Annotated in this window: 19 protein-coding genes; 11 read left to right on the forward strand and 8 right to left on the reverse strand. The window is 58.6% G+C overall.

What is annotated here, in order from left to right; translation table 11 throughout:
• Position 1 precedes the first annotated feature (1 nt).
• From AB4O41_RS01350 to ahpF, 3 genes are all read left to right on the forward strand, one after another.
• A complete protein-coding gene (locus AB4O41_RS01350; RefSeq protein WP_460145869.1) occupies positions 2 to 940 on the forward strand; it encodes a site-specific integrase in 939 nt (312 codons plus the stop codon).
• Positions 941 to 1,078: 138 nt separating this feature from the next.
• Positions 1,079 to 1,642: an alkyl hydroperoxide reductase subunit C gene (ahpC, locus tag AB4O41_RS01355; RefSeq protein ID WP_007975937.1), complete on the forward strand. Its 564-nt coding sequence runs from the start codon at positions 1,079 to 1,081 to the stop codon at positions 1,640 to 1,642.
• 134 nt (positions 1,643 to 1,776) lie between these two features.
• Complete coding sequence (ahpF, locus tag AB4O41_RS01360; protein ID WP_460145870.1) at positions 1,777 to 3,339, forward strand: alkyl hydroperoxide reductase subunit F; 1,563 nt, start codon at positions 1,777 to 1,779, stop codon at positions 3,337 to 3,339.
• Between the two features lie 181 nt (positions 3,340 to 3,520).
• Here the strand turns inward: ahpF and gloA are convergent, their stop codons facing one another.
• The gene (gloA, locus tag AB4O41_RS01365) at positions 3,521 to 4,042 is read right to left on the reverse strand and encodes a lactoylglutathione lyase (protein ID WP_030131431.1); all 522 of its coding nucleotides are present in this window, start codon (positions 4,040 to 4,042) and stop codon (positions 3,521 to 3,523) included.
• A gap of 141 nt (positions 4,043 to 4,183) precedes the next feature.
• Here gloA and AB4O41_RS01370 point away from each other — a divergent pair, with 141 nt between their 5' ends.
• On the forward strand, positions 4,184 to 4,708 hold the full coding sequence (locus AB4O41_RS01370; RefSeq protein ID WP_460148245.1) for a DUF4946 domain-containing protein: 525 nt from the start codon (positions 4,184 to 4,186) through the stop codon (positions 4,706 to 4,708).
• Between the two features lie 175 nt (positions 4,709 to 4,883).
• Here the strand turns inward: AB4O41_RS01370 and AB4O41_RS01375 are convergent, their stop codons facing one another.
• The 3 genes from AB4O41_RS01375 to AB4O41_RS01385 all read right to left on the reverse strand — a co-directional run bounded on the left by AB4O41_RS01375 (position 4,884) and on the right by AB4O41_RS01385 (position 7,995).
• Positions 4,884 to 5,249 (reverse strand): histone-like nucleoid-structuring protein, MvaT/MvaU family, encoded by a 366-nt coding sequence (locus AB4O41_RS01375; protein WP_253422880.1) that lies wholly within the window; start codon positions 5,247 to 5,249, stop codon positions 4,884 to 4,886.
• 234 nt (positions 5,250 to 5,483) lie between these two features.
• Complete coding sequence (locus tag AB4O41_RS01380) at positions 5,484 to 7,019, reverse strand: EAL domain-containing protein (protein WP_460145871.1); 1,536 nt, start codon at positions 7,017 to 7,019, stop codon at positions 5,484 to 5,486.
• Positions 7,020 to 7,122: 103 nt separating this feature from the next.
• A complete protein-coding gene (locus AB4O41_RS01385; RefSeq protein WP_460145872.1) occupies positions 7,123 to 7,995 on the reverse strand; it encodes a LysR family transcriptional regulator in 873 nt (290 codons plus the stop codon).
• Between the two features lie 78 nt (positions 7,996 to 8,073).
• Here AB4O41_RS01385 and AB4O41_RS01390 point away from each other — a divergent pair, with 78 nt between their 5' ends.
• Complete coding sequence (locus AB4O41_RS01390; protein WP_460145873.1) at positions 8,074 to 9,021, forward strand: DMT family transporter; 948 nt, start codon at positions 8,074 to 8,076, stop codon at positions 9,019 to 9,021.
• Between the two features lie 246 nt (positions 9,022 to 9,267).
• A complete protein-coding gene (gene hppD / locus AB4O41_RS01395) occupies positions 9,268 to 10,344 on the forward strand; it encodes a 4-hydroxyphenylpyruvate dioxygenase (protein ID WP_008012875.1) in 1,077 nt (358 codons plus the stop codon).
• Between the two features lie 214 nt (positions 10,345 to 10,558).
• On the opposite strand, the gene rarD is transcribed toward hppD, so the two are convergent.
• Positions 10,559 to 11,446, reverse strand: a complete 888-nt coding sequence (gene rarD, locus AB4O41_RS01400) for an EamA family transporter RarD (protein ID WP_460145874.1) — start codon at positions 11,444 to 11,446, stop codon at positions 10,559 to 10,561.
• A gap of 340 nt (positions 11,447 to 11,786) precedes the next feature.
• Complete coding sequence (locus tag AB4O41_RS01405) at positions 11,787 to 12,800, reverse strand: aldo/keto reductase (RefSeq protein WP_460145875.1); 1,014 nt, start codon at positions 12,798 to 12,800, stop codon at positions 11,787 to 11,789.
• 542 nt (positions 12,801 to 13,342) lie between these two features.
• On the opposite strand from AB4O41_RS01405, the gene AB4O41_RS01410 reads away from it, so the two are divergent.
• Positions 13,343 to 13,696: a DUF6124 family protein gene (locus tag AB4O41_RS01410; protein ID WP_460145876.1), complete on the forward strand. Its 354-nt coding sequence runs from the start codon at positions 13,343 to 13,345 to the stop codon at positions 13,694 to 13,696.
• A gap of 162 nt (positions 13,697 to 13,858) precedes the next feature.
• On the opposite strand, the gene AB4O41_RS01415 is transcribed toward AB4O41_RS01410, so the two are convergent.
• Complete coding sequence (locus tag AB4O41_RS01415) at positions 13,859 to 15,169, reverse strand: MFS transporter (protein WP_460145877.1); 1,311 nt, start codon at positions 15,167 to 15,169, stop codon at positions 13,859 to 13,861.
• A gap of 169 nt (positions 15,170 to 15,338) precedes the next feature.
• Here AB4O41_RS01415 and AB4O41_RS01420 point away from each other — a divergent pair, with 169 nt between their 5' ends.
• From AB4O41_RS01420 to AB4O41_RS01435, 4 genes are all read left to right on the forward strand, one after another.
• The gene (locus tag AB4O41_RS01420) at positions 15,339 to 16,460 is read left to right on the forward strand and encodes a sugar diacid recognition domain-containing protein (RefSeq protein WP_460145878.1); all 1,122 of its coding nucleotides are present in this window, start codon (positions 15,339 to 15,341) and stop codon (positions 16,458 to 16,460) included.
• Positions 16,461 to 16,707: 247 nt separating this feature from the next.
• On the forward strand, positions 16,708 to 17,850 hold the full coding sequence (locus AB4O41_RS01425) for a glycerate kinase (protein ID WP_460145879.1): 1,143 nt from the start codon (positions 16,708 to 16,710) through the stop codon (positions 17,848 to 17,850).
• 343 nt (positions 17,851 to 18,193) lie between these two features.
• A complete protein-coding gene (locus AB4O41_RS01430) occupies positions 18,194 to 19,819 on the forward strand; it encodes a methyl-accepting chemotaxis protein (protein ID WP_460145880.1) in 1,626 nt (541 codons plus the stop codon).
• Positions 19,820 to 19,859: 40 nt separating this feature from the next.
• Positions 19,860 to 21,047, forward strand: a complete 1,188-nt coding sequence (locus AB4O41_RS01435; protein WP_460145881.1) for a pyridoxal phosphate-dependent aminotransferase — start codon at positions 19,860 to 19,862, stop codon at positions 21,045 to 21,047.
• A 124-nt stretch (positions 21,048 to 21,171) separates the two neighbouring features.
• Here AB4O41_RS01435 and AB4O41_RS01440 read toward each other — a convergent pair whose 3' ends face one another.
• Positions 21,172 to 22,149 carry an NAD(P)-dependent oxidoreductase gene (locus AB4O41_RS01440; RefSeq protein WP_460145882.1) on the reverse strand — a complete coding sequence of 326 codons (978 nt, stop codon included), beginning with the start codon at positions 22,147 to 22,149 and terminating at the stop codon, positions 21,172 to 21,174.

Raw genomic sequence — 22,149 nt, forward strand, 5'->3', positions numbered from 1 at the left:
CATGACCGAACTGGATCGCTACCTGCAAGCCGCCACGCGCGACAACACTCGTCGCAGCTATCGCGCGGCCATCGAGCATTTCGAAGTCAGTTGGGGCGGATTCCTGCCAGCGACCGGCGATAGCGTGGCCCGCTATCTCGTGGCCCACGCAGGTGTGCTGTCGATCAACACCTTGAAGTTGCGCTTGTCCGCGTTGGCGCAATGGCACAACAGTCAGGGGTTCGCCGATCCCACCAAGGCACCCGTGGTGCGCAAAGTGTTCAAGGGCATTCGCGCGCTGCACCCGGCGCAGGAGAAACAGGCCGAGCCATTGCAGCTTCAGCACCTGGAACAAGTGGTGGCCTGGCTGGAGCAGGAAGCGCAAACCGCCAAGGCGCAGGGCGATCAACCGGGTTTGCTGCGAGCCAGGCGCGACACAGCGTTAATTCTGTTGGGCTTTTGGCGCGGTTTCCGTAGCGATGAGTTGTGCCGCGTGCAGATTGAACATGTGCGGGCCAGCGCCGGCTCAGGCATCACCCTCTACCTGCCTCGCAGCAAGAGCGACCGCGAGAACCTCGGCCAGACGTACCAGACGCCAGCCTTGCAGCGCTTGTGTCCGGTGCAGGCCTATATCCAATGGATCACCGAAGCAGCATTGGTTCGCGGGCCGGTGTTCCGGGGTATCGACCGCTGGGGCCATTTGAGCGAGGAGGGCCTGCATGCCAATAGCGTGATTCCGTTATTGCGTCAGGCACTGGAACGCGCCGGTATTGCGGCCGAGCACTACACCAGTCACTCCTTGCGGCGTGGCTTTGCCACCTGGGCTCATCAGAGCGGTTGGGATTTGAAGTCGTTGATGAATTACGTGGGCTGGAAGGATATGAAGTCGGCCATGCGCTATGTTGAATCCAGCCCGTTTATCGGGATGACCCGAATCGCTGAAAAGCCGTTGGCCCTCTAGATCACGTTTTCTTCTATTAATACTGTCGGCTAATAGCGAAAACCAATCAGCAGCATCAGGTTTGCCAATGAGCCAACCGGCGATCGGGTGGGTAGGATTCACCCCATCAACTTCTTAACCCCTGACGGAGAGTCATCGATGCCTATCATCAACAGCCAAGTTAAACCGTTCAAAGCTGACGCCTTCAAAAATGGCGACTTCGTAAAAGTGTCGGACGCTGACCTGAAAGGCAAGTGGTCTGTCGTGTTCTTCTATCCAGCCGACTTCACCTTCGTTTGCCCGACCGAACTGGAAGACCTGGCTGACAACTACGACGCGTTCCAGAAACTGGGCGTCGAGATCTACAGCGTTTCCACCGATACCCACTTTGCCCACGCTGCCTGGCACAACACTTCGCCAGCCATCGGCAAAATCCAGTACACCATGATCGGCGACCCGACTCACGCTATCTCCCGCAACTTCGACGTGCTGATCGAAGAAGCTGGTCTGGCTGACCGTGGCACCTTCGTGATCAACCCTGAAGGCCAGATCAAAATCGTTGAACTGAACGACGGCGGTGTAGGTCGTGACGCTTCCGAGCTGCTGCGCAAAATCAAGGCTGCTCAGTACGTTGCTGCTCACCCAGGCCAGGTTTGCCCAGCCAAGTGGAAAGAAGGCGAGGCCACGCTGGCTCCGTCCCTGGACCTGGTCGGCAAGATCTAAGTCTGTGACGCGCTTCATCAGGGCGGCACTCCGCACCTCCTAAGTAAGCTGCACCGCCCTTAAAAAACGCCCGGGCGAGATTCGCTCGGGCGTTTTTTTTCGACTTTTTTATCAAATACATGGAAATCGCCCGTATGTTGGACGCCAATCTTAAAGCCCAGTTGAAATCGTACCTGGAACGGGTCACCCAGCCGATCGAGATCGTTGCCTCCCTCGACGACGGTGCGAAATCCCAGGAAATGCTCGCATTACTCAAAGACGTTGCCAGTCTTTCCACCCAGATTACGTTGCTCGACAACGGTAACGATGCACGTAAACCATCGTTCTCGATCAACCGCCCAGGGGCCGACATCAGCCTGCGTTTCGCCGGTATCCCGATGGGCCACGAATTCACGTCCTTGGTGCTGGCCCTGCTGCAAATCGGTGGCCACCCTTCGAAGGCCAGCGTTGAGGTGATCGAACAGATCCGCTCGCTCAAAGGCGTGTTCAACTTCGAGACTTACTTCTCGCTGTCCTGCCAGAACTGCCCGGACGTGGTCCAGGCGCTGAACCTGATGGCTGTGCTGAACCCGAACATCCGCCACGTCGCCATCGACGGCGCGTTGTTTCAGGCTGAAGTCGACGAGCGCCAGATCATGGCCGTGCCAAGTATTTACCTGAACGGCGTCAACTTCGGCCAGGGCCGCATGGGTCTGGAAGAGATCCTCGCCAAAATCGACACTAGTGGCATCGAGCGCCAGGCCGAGAAAATCAGTGCCAAGGACGCCTTCGATGTATTGGTCGTCGGCGGTGGCCCAGCCGGCGCTTCGGCGGCGATCTACGCTGCTCGCAAAGGCATTCGCACCGGTGTGGCGGCGGAACGTTTTGGTGGCCAGGTGCTCGACACCATGGCCATCGAGAACTTCATCTCCGTGCAGGAAACCGAAGGGCCGAAACTGGCCGTGGCGCTGGAAGAGCACGTAAAGCAGTACGACGTGGACATCATGAACCTGCAACGCGCCGACAAACTGGTGCCGGGCAAAAATGGCGAACTGCACGAAATCCATTTCGCCAGCGGTGCCTCGTTGAAAGCCAAAACCGTGATTTTGGCGACCGGCGCCCGGTGGCGTGAAATGAACGTTCCGGGTGAGCAGCAATACCGCAACAAGGGCGTGGCGTACTGCCCGCACTGTGATGGTCCGCTGTTCAAAGGCAAGCGTGTGGCGGTGATCGGCGGCGGTAACTCCGGCGTCGAAGCGGCCATCGACCTGGCCGGTATCGTGTCCCACGTGACCTTGCTGGAATTCGACGTACAACTGCGCGCCGACGCGGTGTTGCAGCGCAAGTTGCACAGCCTGCCGAACGTCACCGTGATCACCAGTGCGCAAACCACTGAAGTGACCGGCGATGGTCAAAAGGTCAACGGCCTGCGCTACAAGGATCGTCAGTCGGACGAGTTGCGCACTGTCGAGCTGGAAGGGATCTTCGTGCAGATCGGTCTGTTGCCTAACACCGATTGGCTCAAAGGCACCATCGAACTGTCGCCGCGCGGTGAGATCATCGTCGATGCCCGTGGTGAAACGTCGATGCCCGGGGTGTTCGCGGCCGGTGACGTGACCACCGTGCCGTACAAGCAGATCGTTATTGCGGTGGGCGAGGGCGCCAAGGCTTCCCTGAGCGCATTCGATCACTTGATCCGCACCTCGGCACCTGCATAAACGCCACCCCTGAAAACAAAAAAACCCATGAGTGATCATGGGGTTTTTTGTGTCTGATCGTTCCCACGCTCTGCGTGGGAGTGCAGCCCGGACGCTCCGCGTCCCTTCCAGAACCGAACGCGGAGCGTCCGTTGAGGCATTCCCACGCAGAGCGTGGGAACGATCAGTTCTGCGGTGGGGCTTACATCGGTGCAGGCTGAATGATCTCGACCCAGTAACCATCCGGGTCTTTGATGAAGGCCAGGCTCTTCATGCGGCCGTCGTTCAGGCGCTTCTGGAAATCGCAGCCCAGCGCTTCGAAGCGCTCGCATGCGGCGCGAATGTCTGGCACCGATATGCAGATGTGGCCGAAGCCGCGTGGGTCAGTGTTGCCATTATGATAAGCGAAATCCGCGTCGTTCTCGGTGCCGTGATTGTGAGTCAGCTCGAGAATGCCGGGGATCGATTTCATCCACTCGGTGCGAGCCGCGGCATCGGCCGGGATCTGGTTTTTATCGACCAGCGCCAGGAAATACAGGCTGAACTCGGCTTCCGGGAAGTCGCGTTTTTCCACCAGCGAAAAACCCAGGACGCGGGTGTAGAAATCCAGCGACTGGGTGATGTCCTTGACTCGCAACATGGTGTGGTTGAAGACGAACTTCTGGGTGGCGGTGTCGGGCTGGGCGGTCACGCCGGGAAATGTATTGAGTTCGTGCAGGCTCATGGGCCCTCCGACAATGTATGGGGCTAAGAATACTCACAATGATACGCAAGGGCTCCGGCATCGCCAAACCAAAACCGCATGCTTGCCTGACAGTCAGGCGAGGCTCAGACTTTACGGCTCAATTCGTGAGTGTTCATTGCAATGATCCGATTCTGTCAATCGATGTTCGTCCTGATGTATCTGCTTTCAGGAGTTACCCCTGCTTATGCAGAGTCTCCGGTCATGACCTGGCCAAACGGATGGACCGTCGAGGTCGTTCCACAAGACGAGGCCAAACCGCAGGTTTCCCGGCAGCGCGCGGTAAAAAACGACCAGGATGGTACGCCGGTGATGGTGATGGAGTTGACCATGACTCAGGTAGAAAACGGTCACCAGGTGAACCTTCAGGGTGTATTGCTGGAAATGCGCAAGTCAGTGCAGAAGGACTTTTTCCAGGGCGGGTATCAGAGCGTCTGCACCAAAATTCACGAGACTACGTTGAGCCGGCTATCGGCGCTGGAAACTACCTGCACGATTACGCAGAATGGTCGACATGTGCTGTCTCAAACATTGGTCGCTGCGGTAGACGCCGATAATGCCTATGTTCTTTCCTATGCGGGGCAGGCAGAGGTTTATAAGGCAAGTCAGGACGACATAGCGGCTGCTCGAAACAGCTTGAAACTTTAATTTTAGGTTTGCGTATCAGTAGATTTCAGCGTGTTCGGCATTTTTTAGATAGCCAAAGGGATTAAGCATAAAGTTGAGCGATATGTAACGAGTTGATCGACGACTATCGTTACATTTAGACGCCATCCATGAAAAAGCCCTGCATTGGCAGGGCTTTTCTTATGACCATGAGTGCTTAGGCTCGCAGCCAGGAATCAACGGTAGCGGCGCCGTATTGTTCCTTCCAGGCTTTCAGGCCGCGGTGGTTGCCGCCCTTGGTTTCAATCAGTTCACCGGTGTGCGGGTTCTGATAGACCTTGACCACGCGAGCGCGGCGGGTTTTAGGTGCTGTTGCCTGCTGCAGGCCGGATTTCGCAGGGTTCGGATCGAGGATGGCGATGATGTCGCGCAAGCTCTTGCCGTAGGTCTTCATCAGCCCCTGGAGCTTTTCTTCGAATTCGATTTCTTTCTTGAGCCCGGCATCGTTCTTCAGCGATTCCAACTGCTTGAGCTGTTCTTGAAGGGCCTTTTCAGCTGCACGGAATTCAGCGAGTCTGGACAATATCTTTACTCCAATAGTGTGTTTGGCTGATACCAACCGCAAACAAAGCTATAAGCCAAGAGCCTTGAAGCGACTCGGTGATAATGGCGCACCTGCCAGTTCTGCTCAGGTGTGAAAAATTGTAGTAGTTAATTGGCCAAGAGTAAATCCTGACTTTTTCTTCATGTAACAAGAGTAGTCTCTTGATTCAATTTGGTGCGCATCTTCGTGGCTTCGATGCTTAAAAGTGGTTAGTTAATGATCACTTAATGCTCTAATGAATTCTGCACCGGGCATCGGTCGGCCAAACAGATAACCTTGTAGAAAGTTCACGCCGTGGGCTGTCAGATAGTCACTTTGTTCCGCCGTTTCCACGCCTTCGGCGACGATACCCAGATCGAGCTTGGCCGAGAGCTCAATGATGCTGTCCAGAATGTGCCGGGAGAGGGCGTCGACACCGATCATGGCGACAAAGCTCTGATCGATCTTCAGGAAATCCACGTTGAACTGACGTAAATAACCCAGGCTTGAGTGGCCAGTGCCGAAGTCATCGATCGCAATCATCACGCCCAACCCGTGAAGCTGTTCGAACAATTGCAGGGTGATGGCTGTCGGCTCGATGAGTTCGCGTTCGGTCAGCTCCAGTACCAGGTTGATGCTGCCCGGGGCGAAAGTGCTGAGGAATTCGCGGCAGTCCTCGACCAGTTCCAGATCCCGGCAGTGACTGGCGGTGATGTTGATGCCGATGTGAAATGGCCCCTCGAACGATGCCGACAAGGGTGCCAGCCATGCGGCGGTCTGTTTCATCAAGGAGCGAGTCATCGGCACGATCAGCCCGGAATGTTCGGCAAACGGGATGAACAGATCAGGGCGCACCAGGCCTTCCTTGGGATGTTGCCAACGCATCAATACTTCGGCGCCGGACCACTGCTTATTGTCGCCATGCACCACGGGCTGAAAGTAAGGAATGAACTCTGCTGCCTCCAGTGCCCGCTGCATTTCACGACTGGGCGACGTCGAACGCTTCTGCAGGACATGCCCGATCGAGCCCGATACCACGCCGAAGAACATCAGCAGACTGAACAGCGGCGGGTACTCACTGCGCATGTAACGCCAAGTCTCTCCTTCGGGGAAGCCGGCGGCCACCGTGAAGGCATATCGCGCAGACGTCAGGGTGTTTTGCGCCACCGGCAAGATGGGCAGGGCGTTGTCGTGGACTTGGCCATCGGCGGACAACCAGTGAGGGCCGACTTGCAGCAACAATAATGTTTGGCGTCCAATCAGGCGCAGCACGTTACTCAGGTGATAACCGTCCAGGGTGGACAATGCGCCCCGGCTTCCTTCGCTCAGCCGATACACCAACAACGCAGTATTGGGCGTGACCGGATTGCCGCTCATAAGCCATAGCTGGCCTTGGGTGTAGTCGCCGGGAATGATCTTTTCCTGATATTCACCGAACAACGAACTGCAATAGAGGTTGTTGTCCCACACAAGGTTGGTCGAGCGCACGAACGGCCGGCGGGTGACTTGTTCACGCAGGGCCAGTTTGACGTCGTTGCAGTTTTGGCCGGCCAGCGGCAGTAGCTCTTGCGCCGCTTGGGCGGTGTTGTCGAGCATCAGTTCGAATTGGCGAATGGCTTCTTCGCCAGTCAGTTCAGTACTTTGCTTGAGGGTACGTTCAGCCTGCAGATAGAGAATGGCGAGCCCCAACAACACCGGAAGCAATCCGCTCAAAACAGTCACAGCGATCCGGGTGCCGCGCTTGCGGCGACTTTTGACGTTCAGTGGCATTCGCAAATCCATCGCGATAAAAGAGGGCTCTCAACGACTGGCAGGACGACGCGCCTTCCAAACGAGTTCAGCCATGATAGTTGGCCGACAGCACTTATGCCGTTCAATGATCATTCAGGCTCGAAGCCAGTTTGATAAAGGCCAGTGTCGCGGGTGATGACTGACGCTGATCGAGCACCGCCAGACCGACCTGGCGGCTGATGGGTGGCGACAGGGGTTTTTTCACGTAGCGGCTGTCGTTGTCGTCAGGCAATGAGCCTTCGGCGACAACGGTCAGGGCATCGCCACGGCCGACGGTGTCCAGCGTGCTGAGCAACTGCGAGCAGCGATAGCGAATGTTCGGCGTCAATCGCGCCGCATTGAATAAGCGCGACACCAGTTCCGAAGACCCGGCTTCGGTCAGCACAAAAGGGTCGTGGCACAAATCGCTCAAACTCAAACTGTCGTGACCGGCCAGCGCATGGCCGGCAGGCAGCAGTGCGACCATCTGGTCCTCGATCAGCTTGAAAGTGTCGAAACGTTCTTGGGGCAACACCACAAAGCCGATATCGATACGCCGTTCTTCCAGCCACTGGATTACCTGGCGATCCGGGCCTTCGTCGATATGAACCTCGATGCCTGGGTGTGCGGCGCGGTAATGCTGCAGGATTCTCGGCAGCAGTTTGATCGATGAAGTCGGACCGAACGAGCCAATGCGCAGGGTGCCGCGTTTCATTCCTCGGGCATCGGCCGCTTCCTGGCGCAACGTGTTGGCCAGCCCGAGCATCGCCCGAGCGCGCAGCAATAGCTGCTGGCCGATGTCACTCAGCTCCACCTGGGACTGATGCCGGCGCAACAGTTCGACGCCCAATTCCTGTTCCAGGGACTTGAGCGCGTGGGACACCGCGGATTGGGAAATCTCCAAACGATGGGCCGCCGCCGTGAAGCCGCGCAGTTCGGCCACCAGCGAGAAAATCTCGAGTTGAGTCAGGGTCATGAGCATTTACTCATTTTACGATGATCGGGCATTAGTCGAATGATACGCCATGTGCCCGATTTCTGATGGTGGAGACTTATGACTACGTGTGAACAGACCTTGGCGAGTTCTTCGGATGTACCGGTTTATCTGAAACTGGCAGCGGTCACCATGATCTGGGGCGGAACGTTCGTTGCCGGGCGATTTCTGGCCGACAGCCTCAGCCCGTTATTGGCCGCGAGCCTGCGGTTCTTGCTGGCGAGCGTGGCGTTGCTACTGTTTCTGTTGCTGGCGCGTGTGCCTTTGGTGCGGCCCAGCCCTCGGCAATGGCTGCAACTGTCGCTACTGGGTTTTTTCGGAATCTTCTTCTACAACCTGTGCTTCTTTTATGGGCTGCATTACATCAACGCGTCACGGGCGTCGTTGATCGTGGCGTTGAATCCGGCGGTGATCGGCCTGGCGTCGTGGCTGTTGTTCAAGGAGCGACTGAGTGGGGCGAAAGTGGCCGGTATCGCGATCTGTATTGCCGGCGCCAGTCTGGTGATCGTCAGTCGCAATCCGCAATTGCTGGCCGGCGGTACTGATGCCTGGATCGGCGATCTGTTGATCTTCGGCTGCGTGCTCGGTTGGGGGATTTATTCGCTGTTCTCCAAAGGCCTGAATCAAACGCTCGGGCCAGTGCAGACAGTGACTTACTCGATTCTATTGGGCACGCTGATGCTCTGGGTGACCAGTGCCGTGCGTGGTGAGCTGAGTGTCGCGGCGCTGGCCGAACTCGGCACGCAACAATGGTTGAGCCTGATGTACCTGGGCGTGCTGGGTTCGGCATTGGCCTATATTGGTTATTACGACGGTATCCGCAAAATCGGTGCGACGCGCTCGGGTGTGTTCATCGCCTTGAACCCGCTCACCGCCGTTCTTTTTGGCGCGTTGTTGCTGGGCGAGCAATTGACCCTGGTGATGTGCCTGGGCGGCGGGCTGATCCTGGCGGGGATTTTCCTGTGCAACAAACCGCTTGCACAGGCTGCGAAAAGGGGGATTTTATAAGAAGGATGGACAACCGATTTACGCTGTGTAGAATCTGGTTACGCATATAAGAATAATCGTCTTCTGGCAGCAGAAGCCTCGCCCGTAATAGCCTTGGGTCGACAATGAAGATATTTGGGTTTCAATTGATCTACGGTGACTTCCTCGCCCGCAGCGTGCGGGGCATCTCCTGCGCGCCACCCGCCGGTCTCAGCATTGCTAGCAACTAACGATCCGTTAATTGATAAGAAATGATGAGGCGCCAAAATGGCAGATTTATACGAAAACCCAATGGGCCTGATGGGCTTTGAGTTCATCGAATTCGCATCGCCGACCCCTAACACCCTGGAGCCGATCTTCGAGATCATGGGCTTCAGCAAGGTCGCGACCCACCGTTCCAAAGACGTGCACCTGTATCGCCAGGGCGCTATCAACCTGATCCTCAACAACGAACCCAACAGCGTGGCGTCGTACTTCGCGGCCGAGCACGGTCCGTCGGTGTGCGGCATGGCGTTCCGCGTCAAGGATTCGCAAAAAGCCTACAAGCGTGCCCTGGAACTCGGCGCCCAACCGATCCACATCGAAACCGGTCCGATGGAACTGCACCTGCCGGCGATCAAAGGCATCGGCGGCGCGCCGCTGTACCTGATCGACCGTTTCGGCGAAGGCAGTTCGATCTATGACATCGACTTTGTATTCATCGAAGGCGTGGACCGCAACCCGGTCGGGGCCGGCCTGAAGATCATCGATCACCTGACTCACAACGTGTATCGCGGTCGCATGGCTTACTGGGCCAACTTCTACGAGAAGCTGTTCAACTTCCGCGAAATCCGTTACTTCGATATCAAAGGCGAATACACCGGCCTGACTTCCAAGGCCATGACTGCTCCGGACGGCATGATCCGTATCCCGCTGAACGAAGAGTCGTCCAAGGGCGCCGGGCAGATCGAAGAATTCTTGATGCAGTTCAACGGCGAGGGCATCCAGCACGTGGCCTTCCTGTCCGATGACCTGATCAAGACCTGGGATCACCTTAAAAGCATCGGCATGCGCTTCATGACGCCGCCGCCAGACACCTACTACGAAATGCTCGAAGGCCGTTTGCCGAACCACGGTGAGCCGGTCAACGAATTGCAAGCGCGGGGCATTTTGCTGGACGGTTCGTCCGAGTCGGGCGACAAGCGTCTGCTGCTGCAGATCTTCTCGGAAACCCTGATGGGCCCGGTGTTCTTCGAATTCATCCAGCGTAAAGGCGACGATGGTTTTGGCGAAGGCAACTTCAAGGCACTGTTCGAATCCATCGAACGTGATCAGGTTCGTCGGGGTGTGCTCTCCACCGATTAAGCCGTTTCAGATGTAAGAAAGCCCGGTCAGCAGCAATGCTGGCCGGGCTTTTTTTTGGATCATGCAAAACCATTTTCGGATCACGCAAAACTATTCTGGATCACGAAAACCATTTTGGATCACACAAAACCGTTGTAGGAGCGAGGCTTGCCCGCGAAGCTTTTAGCGTCTTCAAGATCCTCTTCGCGGGCAAGCCTCGCTCCTACAATTACAATTACATCGGCCGGCGTCGTTGCCGGACCAGATGCTTGAACCCTTCAAACACCAACACCAGCACCGCCAGCCAGATCGGAATGTAGGTCAGCCATTCGCCGGGCTTGATGCTTTCCCCCAACAGCAACGCGACGCCGAGCAACAGCACCGGCTCGACGTAACTCAACAACCCGAACAGGCTGAACGGCAGCAAACGGCTGGCAATGATGTAGACCACCAGTGCCGACGCACTGATCACCCCGAGTATCGGGATCAACAGCGACAGCCACGGATGCTGGTCGAAGACGCCAAAGCCTTGCTCACCGCCCTGCACGAACCAGAACGCCACCGGCAGCATCAAGGCCATGTCCAGCCAGAGCCCGCCAAGGTTGTCCGTGGCCAGGCGCTTGCGCAGGATGAAATAAATCGGATAGCCGACCACCACCAGCAAGGTCGCCCAGGAAAAACCGCCGACCTGATACAACTCGTTGAGCACGCCGAGGCTGGCGAAAAACACGGCTATTTTTTGCAGGTAAGAAAGGCGCTCGCCATAGACAATTCGCCCGGTCAAGACCATGGACAGCGGCAACAGGAAATATCCCAGCGACACGTCGAGGCTATAACCGTTGAGCGGTGCCCACATGAACAACCAGAGTTGCAGGCCCAACAGCACTGCAGAGCCAATCAGGCCGACAATCAGCTTCGGCTTGCCAGCCAGCCGCCGAACAATCTCGACCACGCGCTTCCATTCACCGGACACCACCATGAACACAGTCATGCACGGCGCGGTCAGCAGCATCCGCCAACCAAAAATCTCCACGCCGCTCAAGGGTGAGAGCAGCGAGGTGTAGTAATACATGACGGCAAACAACACCGAGGCTGAAACCGATAAAGCGATACCTTTAGACAAACTGCCCTCGCGGGTTGACGGTCAAACGGGCCGCGCAGGATACGTGGTTTTTGTGCTGAATATTGGCCGCATGATCAATATTTCCAACATTGTGGTTGAAGGTTGCATCGCTATCGCAGGCAAGCCAGCTCCCACAGGATCTGAGCCAAAGCATAGTCGGCAGAACGGCACAAAACCTGTGGGAGCGGGCTTGCCCGCGAAAGCGGACTACCCGCCAACATCACTGCTGAATGTGAAACTGCCATCGCGAGCAGGCTCGCTCCCACATGTGGCCGGTGCTGTACGCAATATTTGCGGTCCACACAAAACCCTGTGGGAGCGAGCATGCTCGCGATAAATCTCAAGCCGTACGCGGTTTACGCCCCGACACGAAATGGCTCACATCATTGAACCCCGGTGTCGACGCATGCCCCGGCGTCACCAGCGAATCGATAAACGCCTCATCCTCAGTCGTGATCTTCACCGCCTGCGCCTTGGTGTATGCATCCCACTGTTGCTCAGTCCGCGGCCCGACGATGGCCGAAGTCACAGCGCCATTGTTCAGCACCCAGGCAATCGCAAACTCGACGATGCCCACGCCACGATCCTGAGTGTATTGCTGAATCTGTTGGGCAATGCGCAGCGACTCAACCCGCCATTCGGTTTCCAGAATGCGTTTGTCCTGACGTCCCGCGCGGCTGTTGGCGTCCGGTGTCACGTCGGGTGCGTACTTGCCGCTGAGCACGCCGCGCGCCAGCGGGCTATAAGGCACCACGCCGAGGCCATAGTTTTGCGCAGCGGTGATCTGCTCGGTTTCCGCCTGACGGTTGACGATGTTGTACAGCGGCTGGCTGATGACCGGCCTGTCGACACCGAGTTTGTCGGCGATACGAATCACTTCGGCGATGCGCCAGCCACGGTAGTTCGACAGGCCCCAGTAGCGGATCTTGCCTTGGCGGATCAAATCGCCGATGGCCGACACCGTGACTTCCAGCGGCGTGTCGTGGTCTTCGCGGTGCAGGTAATAGATGTCCAGATAATCGGTGCCCAACCGCGTCAGGCTGGCATCGATGCCGTTGAACAGATGCTTGCGGCTCAGGCCGCTGCGGTTCGGCACACCGTCCACCGGGCCGAAACCGACCTTGGTCGCCAGCACCCATTCGTGGCGGTTGCCGGCAATCGCTTCGCCGACGATCTCTTCGGAACGGCCGTTGGTGTACACGTCCGCGGTGTCGATGAAATTGATGCCCTGGTCCCAAGCCTTGTCGATGATTCGCAGGGAATCTTCGGTGCTGGTCTGTTCGCCGAACATCATGGTGCCCAATGTGAGGGTCGACACCTGTAAACCCGAATGACCCAGCGTGCGATAGCTCATGACGAAATCCTTTTACCGGTCAGAAAGCCCTAATCAAATACCAGAACCGTGACTGGGAGCAATCGGAATATTGACTCAATCCCCCTGTGGGAGCGGGCTTGCTCGCGAAGAGGGCGTGTCAGTCGACATTAATTTTGCCTGACACACCGCTTTCGCGAGCAAGCCCGCTCCCACATTGGATAAGTGGCAATAAACAGCAATGTTTAAATGGCGTCGAGGGATGCTCTCAGAGGCTACACATCCTTGCGCCGTTGCCTACGACTACGCCAGAATCCGCCGGCTAGTGCGCCTTGTGCCCCGGCTGTATCGTTTCCCTGTCGCTGAAAACAGCGATGGGGTTTGGTAGCCCCGGGGTGACGTAAGTGCATAAGCATCATGATCGGCAGCGTTTTTTCGACTCTGCTATATGGTGGTCATGCACAGGGCGCTTTCGAGCGCGCCGGTTTTCTTACGTCCCGGTCTACCAACCTGCGCATGGCCGCCACCCTCGTTTGGTAGCGAGAGTGATGGCTTCTTTCTAAATGACGTAAGAGGTTCCATCCATGTTCAAACCAACACCCAATCCACCGGAATCAGATCCGACATCCCCCTACGAATCCCTAAATTCAAAAAAACTTAACGAAGCCGCCGACCGCGCCCTCGATCATTACCTCAAGCCCCCCAAAAAGCCTGCCCGCAAACCCAGCAAAATGTTTATCGTTGCGCCCGATGTCGATTCGGAAAGTTTGCTGGCCCACGCCTGCGAATCCATGAAATCGGCAAGCGTGATGCTCAGTGATTTTGCCGCATTGGTGGGCGAACCCTATCGCAGCACGATGCTCGGGATTCAACAGGTCGTGATGAACGGTGAGCTGGCGGTTAATCGAGTGCTGGATAACCTCGATCCGCAGGGCTAGCGCTGTGATCGTTCCCATGCTCTGCGTGGGAATGCCTCAAGGGACGCTCCGCGTTCCAGCTCTCGGAAGGGACGCAGAGCGTCCCGGGCTGCATTCCCACGCAGAGCGTGGGAACGATCATCTAAACGGCCCGAAAGGGCCGTTTTCTGTTTTCGCAGAACCTTAAACCCGCAACGTCCGCGTCATGCGCAACGCCAAAAAACTCCCACAAACAATCACACCCGCCAGCAGATACAACGCCGTATCAGTCGACCCGGTGCTGTCCTTGACCCAACCCACCAGATACGGACTAAGAAAACCCGCCATCTGCCCCATGGAGTTGATCAACGCCAACCCACCGGCAGCCGCGCCAGCGCTAAGCATGGCGGTCGGCACTGGCCAGAACATCGGCAAGCCGGTGAGGGCGCCCATGGTAGCGATGGTCAGGCCGAGAATGGCAATGGCCGGGTTGGCCGCGAAGTTCACCGCAATCAGCAGACCCACCGCGCCCATCAGCATCGGCACCACCAAATGCCAGCGACGCTCTTTGCGCAGGTCCGCCGAGCGGCCGACCATCAACATGAACACCGCCGCCAGCAGGTACGGAATCGCACTGAGCCAACCAATCACCAGGTTATCGCTGAAACCGAGGTTCTTGATGATCGACGGCAGCCAGAAGTTGATCGCATAGACACCGCTCTGGATGCAGAAATAAATCAGGCCGAAGGCCCAGATCACCGGGTTCTTGAACACCGCCAGCAGCGAATCGGTAGCGGTTTTCGGTTTGCTGGCCAGGTCTTCAGCGTGATCGGCCTCAAGCACCGAGCGCTCGTAAGGGGTCAGCCACTTGGCGTTGGCGTAACTGTCGCTGAGCAGGAAGTAGGCGAGGGCACCGAGAATAATGGTCGGAATGCCTTGCAGCAGGAACATCCACTGCCAACCGGCCAAACCGGCCTGGCCTGCGCCGAAGTGGTTGAGAATCCAGCCGGAAAACGGGCTGCCGAGCAGGCCGGACACCGGGATCGCCGACATGAACAGCGCCATGATGCGGCCACGACGGAACGTCGGGAACCACTGCGAGAGATAAAGCACCACGCCCGGGAAGAACCCGGCTTCGGCCGCACCGGTAAACAGGCGCAGGGTGTAGAACTCGGTCGGTGTGGTGACGAACAGCAGGCAAGTCGACAGCGTGCCCCAAGTGATCATCATCAGCGCGATCCAGCGTCGCGGACCGAATTTGGTCAGGGCCAGGTTGCTCGGTACGCCGCAGAGTACGTAGCCGATGAAGAAAATCCCGGCACCGAGGCCGTACACGGTTTCGCTGAATTTCAGTGCGTCGAGCATCTGCAGTTTGGCAAACCCGACGTTCACCCGGTCGAGGTAGTTGAACAGGTAGCAGATGAAAATGAAGGGGATCAAACGCAGGGTAATGCGTTTGTAGACGGCGTTTTTGTCGTCAGCGGTGGCCAGGGTAGCTGCGGCGCTCTGTGACATGGCGGGCTCTCTCTTTATTATGATTTTTTGCGACGCACGGGTTACGTTGATCGCCCAGTGAGTCTCGGCCACCCCTTGGGTGGTTGTCTTTGTGCCTGAGCACAGGGTTTATGACCAAGGCCTGTGCGGGTGACCAACCCGTTCCATCACGTTTTCAAGGAACCGCGCTATGTTCGAACTCGATCACGACCTGGCTCAGGACATCGTCGACCGGGCGATGGCCATCCTGCCCTACAACGTCAATGTCATGGACAGTCAAGGATTGATTCTCGGCAGCGGCGAACCGGAGCGCATCAACACCCGTCACGAAGGCGCGCAATTGGTGTTGGCCAACGGGCGCGTGGTGGAGATCGACGCGCAAACCGCGATTCACCTCAAAGGCGTGCAACCAGGCATCAACCTGCCGCTGTTGCTCGATCAGCGTTTGATTGGGGTGCTGGGCATCACCGGCGAGCCTGAGCAATTGCGCACCTACGCCGAACTGGTGCGCATGACCGCCGAGATGCTGGTGGGCCAGCGCAATCAGCAGGCCGAGCAGCAATGGCGGCGCCAGCGTTGCGATGATCTGCTGGCGTTGCTGCTCAGCGAGGCGGGGGATTCGCCGCGATTGCTGGACGAAGCGCAGCAACTGGGGCTCAAACCGCAGTTGACGCGGGTGCCGTACCTGTTCGAGTTAGGTATGGAACACGGCCCGGGTCAGACCGTCGAAGCGCTCAGCGCCTGGCTGATGTCGCGTTATCCGGACAGTTGGTGCGTGAGTTCGGCCAAGTCTTCGTTGCTGTGGTGCCGACCGGCGACGCTTGCGATCGAAAATGATCGGCTGCTGGAGAAACTCGATGGCCTCGGCTGGAATATTTTGCGCATTGCCGTGGGCGGGCAGGCCGATGGATTGTCGGGGCTGCGCAGCTGCTATCGTCGGGTCGGGGATTTGTTGGCCTATGGTCGTGATGTATTGCCGCATTCGCGCCTGTTGACCCTGAACCGCTATCGGCTACCGGTGATGCTATGGCGGCACCGCAACGACGATGCGCTGGATGAACTGCTGCGCCCGCTGCGCAAAGTCATCGCCAAGGATGGGAACGGCCAACTGCTGGCGACGCTGCGCAGTTGGTGCGAACACGACGGCCAGAGCCAGGCCTGTGCCGATGCCTTGGGTATCCATCGCAACAGCCTGCGTTATCGCATGGAGCGGATTGCCGAACTCAGCGGCGTCGACCCGCTAAAACTGGATGGGATGCTCGCGCTCTACCTCGGCGTCCAGCTCCTGCCCCAGACAGACGTCAACCCATGAGTCACACAAATCACTGTGGGAGCGGGCTTGCTCGCGAAGACGGCGGCACATAAACATTGATGTTGCCTGACCCACCGCTTTCGCGAGCAAGCCCGCTCCCACAGTGATTTGTGGTGGTGCACAACGACGCCGCTCCCGCCGGGTTTTGTGGGAATGAACAATAATCCTCATACCTGCTTGTGCAGCGGACCGGCGTTATTGTTCATGGCGGCTGGCAGCATGGACGCATTGGAACTGGAGAATTCGCATGAAAATCGTCATCGCCCCCGACTCGTTCAAGGACAGCCTCAGCGCCCAAGGCGTGGCTGATGCCATCGCGCTCGGACTGGCCGAAGTCTGGCCGGATGCACAATTGCTCAAGTGCCCGATGGCTGACGGCGGGGAAGGCACGGTCGAATCGATTCTGGCCGCGTGTGACGGTGAACTGCGCCGCACCCATGTTCGTGGGCCGCTGGGCGCCACGGTCGATGCAGCGTGGGGCTGGTTGCCACACAGTCACACCGCGATCATCGAAATGGCCGAGGCCAGTGGCCTGCAACGGGTTCCGCCGAACTTGCGCGATGCCTGCACCAGCAGCACCTACGGCACCGGTGAATTGATCCGCGCCGCGCTGGATTCCGGCGCACAACGGGTGATCCTGGCGATTGGCGGCAGCGCCACCAACGACGGCGGCGCCGGAGCGATGCAAGCTTTGGGCGTAAAGCTGCTGGACGCTCAAGACCAAACCCTGATCCCGGGCGGTCTGGCCTTGGCGCAACTGGCCCGCCTCGATCTGAGTGAGATCGATCCGCGTCTGGCCAAGGTGCGCTTCGACATTGCCGCCGACGTCAATAATCCGCTGTGCGGCCCTCATGGTGCCTCAGCGATTTTCGGCCCGCAGAAAGGTGCGTCGCCCGAGCAGGTCGAGCAACTGGACCAGGCCCTCGGCCACTTTGCCGAACTCTGCGCGCTAGCTCTGGACAAAGACGTGCGCGACGAACCGGGCAGCGGCGCGGCGGGCGGCTTGGGGTTTGCCGCCAAGGCGTTTCTCGGTGCGCAATTTCAGGCCGGGGTGGAAGTGGTTGCCGAACTGGTGGGGCTGGCCGAGGCGGTCAAAGGCGCCGACCTGGTGATCACCGGTGAAGGTCGTTTCGATGCCCAGACGTTGCGCGGCAAAACCCCATTTGGCGTGGCGCGCATTGCACGCCAGCACGGCGTGCCGGTCATCGTCATCGCCGGCACCTTGGGCGAGGGGTATCAGGCGCTGTACGAGCATGGCATCGATGCGGCCTTTGCCTTGGCCAGCGGCCCGATGACATTGGAGCAGGCCTGCGCCGAAGCGCCGCGTTTGTTGCGCGAGCGCGCCTGTGATATTGCGCGGGTGTGGCGGGTGGCGGCCGACAAGGACTGACTCAATCCTCAGCAGAAAGAAATCCATGTGGGAGCGGGCTTGCTCGCGAAAGCGGTGTGTCAGGCAACATCATTGTTGACTGTACCGCCGCCTTCGCGAGCAAGCCCGCTCCCACAGGTTCTGCGCTTTAGCTAACGAGTGTTTCACCACTGAAACACTCCTGCCTCCCTTGAAAAATATTTCTCCTACCCCCTGCAAAAAACCTCAACCCCAGCCGATACAGCTAACAGGCGCACACAAACCAACTACAACAGTGGCGCCAAGCTGAAAGGTGCGCGCCATCGCCCGCCCGAACAGTGATCACCGCATGGATGCTCGCCGCCTCAATTACCGAGATCATCCTATGTCACTGCGTAATCTGAAAATCGCGCCTCGAGCTTTCCTGGGTTTCGCCTTCATTGCCTTGCTGGTGATCGTGCTGGGTGTGTTTGCCGTGAACCGCATGTCGATCATTCGCCAGGCCTCTGTCGATATGGAAATGACGCAGTTACCCAGCATCGGGTTTCTGGGTAACGTGACGGAAAACGTCCTGCGGCTGCGGATTCTCTCGTTCCGCGTACTGGTCAACCGTGATCCGGCGGCGTTGCAGGAAGCCCAGACCCGTATCGGCGTGCTCGTCGACAAGGTGCGCACTTCCCAAACAAGCTATGCCGTCTTGCCGGCCGGTCCTGAAGAAGCCGCGCTGTACAAAACCTTCGCGACAACCCTCGACAACTACATGCAGGCTCAGAGCCAGATGCTGGAGCTGTCGCGGCAGAACAAACTGGATGAGATGCGCACCCTGATCAACACGCGGATCAAGGAAGGCACCGATCAGATGGGTGAGCAACTGAACAAACTGGTGGCGCTCAACACCGCCGATGCCAAAGCTGCGTCGGCCAAAGCAGGCGAGCATTACAACGAGGCCTTTATCGGCATCGTGACGGTGGCGGTGATGGCTTCGTTGCTGACCGTGCTGCTGGCCTGGCTGCTGACCCGCAGCATCCTCACGCCGCTGAACCGTGCGGTGCTCGCGGCCGAAACCATTGCTGGTGGCAACCTGAGCAAGGTTATCGAAGTCGACGGTAACGACGAACCCGCGCGTTTACTCGGCGCCTTGTCCGCCATGCAGACCAACCTGCGCAAAACCATCGAACAAATCGCCGGCTCCGCAACACAACTGGGCGCCGCCGCGGAAGAACTCAGCACCGTGACGCAAGAAGCGTCCCGCGGCCTGCAACAGCAAAACAACGAAATCGAACAGGCGGCCACCGCCGTCAACGAAATGACTGCCGCCGTGGAAGAAGTAGCGCGCAACGCGGTATCGACCTCCGAAGCTTCTAACCAGTCGACCCAAGCGGCCCGCGAAGGTCGTGACCGGGTGGTGGAAACTGTCGACGCGATCCAGACCATGACCCACGACGTGCAAAACACCGCGTTGATGATCGAGGGCCTGGCGGCTCAGGGCCGCGACATTGGCAAAGTGCTGGACGTGATTCGTGCCATTGCCGAACAGACCAACCTGCTGGCCCTCAACGCCGCGATTGAAGCGGCCCGTGCCGGGGAAGCCGGGCGAGGCTTTGCGGTGGTGGCGGACGAGGTCCGGGCACTGGCCCATCGCACCGCGCAGTCGACCCAGGAAATCGAGAAGATGGTCGCCGGCATCCAGAACGGCACCGGCGAAGCGGTCTCGTCAATGCAGCAAAGCAATCAGCGCACCCAAAGCACCCTGGAAATGGCCCGCGCCGCGGGTGTCGCCCTGGAGCAGATCACTCAATCGATTCAGCTGATCAACGAACGCAACCTGGTGATCGCCAGCGCCTCGGAAGAGCAGGCTCAGGTGTCTCGTGAGGTCGACCGCAATCTGGTGAACATTCGCGACCTGGCCACTCAGTCCGCCGCCGGTGCCAACCAGACCAGTGCCGCCACCCACGAATTGTCGCGATTGGCGGTTGATTTGAACGCGATGGTGGCGCGTTTCGTGATTTGAGATAGGGTTGAAACTGGACCTCGCGCGTTAGGAGAAGTACATGCGCTATTCAGCCTTGACCCAACGAATCGCTGGCGACGGAGCGGCAGCCTGGAAGATTCACGATCGAGCGCTGGAATTGCGCGAACAAGGCGTCGACGTGTTGTTGCTGTCGATCGGCGATCCGGATTTCGACACGCCTCTGCCGATTATTCACGCCGCCATCGACAGCCTGTTGGCCGGCGACACCCACTATTCGGATGTACGCGGCACCCGCACACTGCGCAGCAGCATCGCCAGCCGTCATCAGCGACGCAGCGGCCAGGAAGTGGATGCCGACCATGTGATCGTGCTGCCCGGTGCGCAGTGCGCGGTGTATTCGGTAGCCCAATGCCTGCTCGATCCGGGCGATGAAGTGATCGTCGCCGAACCGATGTACGTGACCTATGAAGGTGTGTTCGGCGCCTGTGGTGCCAGCGTGGTGCCGGTGGCGGTGTGTCCGGAGAACGGCTTTCGGGTTGAACCGGCCGATGTCGCGGCGCTGATTACCCCGAAAACCCGCGTCATCCTGCTCAACAGCCCGAACAATCCCTCCGGTGCCAGCCTGTCGTTAAAAAGCTGGAAGGCGCTGGCGGCGCTGTGTGTGAGGCATGACCTCTGGCTGATCAGCGACGAGGTCTACAGCGATCTGTTGTATGAGGGCGAGCACATCAGCCCGGCCAGTCTGCCGGGCATGGCCGAGCGCACCGCGACCCTCAACAGTTTGTCCAAATCCCATGCCATGAGCGGCTGGCGGGTGGGTTGGATGATCGGCCCGAAACCGTTGGCCGAACACTTGATGCATCTGTCGTTGTGCATGCTGTTCGGCCTTCCGGATTTCGTCCAGAAAGCCGCGCAAGTGGCGCTCGATAGAGATTTGCCGGAAGTGGCGCTGATGCGCGAGGAATATCGCCAGCGTCGCGATCTGGTGTGCGCGAGGTTAAGCGGTTGCGCAGGCATCCGCCCGATCAAACCTGATGGCGGGATGTTCGTGATGGTCGATGTGCGCCAGACCGGGCTTGGCGCTCAAGATTTTGCCGAGCGGCTGCTTGAAGTGTATGGCGTGTCGGTGCTGGCCGGCGAAGCCTTCGGGCCGAGCGCTGCGGGGCATATTCGCATTGGCCTGGTGGTGGATCAGGTGCGGCTGGCGGATGCGTGCCAGCGGATTGCGTCGTGTGCGGCCGAGCTGCTGCAGGTGCGGCGGGCCTGAGAGATTTGTGTTGTTGGGCTGACCCCATCGCGGGCAAGCCCGCTCCCACAGGATTTTGTGAACACCACAGATCCCTGTGGGAGCGGGCTTGCCCGCGATGGCTGCCTGACAAACGCTAAATTTCTTAAACCCGCCACGCCCCGGCATTCACCAGATTCGCCGGCCGCTCACCGGCTAAAGCCGCCAACAAATTCTCCACCGCACACCGGGCCATCGCCTCCCGTGTCTCATGCGTCGCCGACCCAATGTGCGGCGTCGCCACCACGTTGTTCAACTGCAACAACGGCGAGTCATACCCCAGCGGCTCACGCTCGAACACATCCAGCCCCGCCGCGCGAATCCGCTTCTGCTGCAACGCCTCGATCAGCGCTGCTTCGTCCACTACCTTGCCGCGGGAAATGTTGATGAAGATCGTCTCGGGACGCATCAGGGCGAACTGTTCAGCGCCAATCAACCCTTCGGTTTCAGCCGTCAGCGGCAACGTCAGGCAAACGAAATCGGCTTCCTGCAACAACTGCGGCAAGGTGCGGTATTGCGCGTTGAATCGTTGCTCCACCGCCGGTTTCGGCGAATGGCTGTGATACAGAACCGGCATGCCAAAACCGAAATGCCCACGTTGCGCCAATGCCTCACCGATCCGCCCCATGCCAATGATGCCCAGCTTTTTGCCGTGCACATCGCTGCCAAAATGCGCCGGGCCAATGTTGCGGTTCCACTGGCCGGCGCGAACCATGTTGGCCAGTTCCACCACGCGCCGGGCGGTGGCCAGAATCAGCGCGAAACCGGTGTCGGCGGTGGTCTCGGTCAACACATCGGGGGTATTGCTGAGCAGGATCCGCCGCTCGGTCAGGTAATCGATGTCGTAGTTGTCGACACCGACGGACACGCTGGCAATGGCTTCCAGGTTCGGCGCCAGATCCAGTAACCCGGCGTCCAGTTTCAGGCTGGCGCCGAGCAACCCTTGGGCGCGGGGCAGGGCCTGGCGCAGCTTTGCCAGACCCTCGGCATCGAGGCTGTCGATCAGCGTCACCTCGGTCTGCTCATGCAAGCGAGCCATCAGCAGCGGCGAGAGTTTCTTGTACAGCACAACCTGCTTTTTCAT

This window comes from Pseudomonas sp. S2_A02, assembly GCF_054668495.1.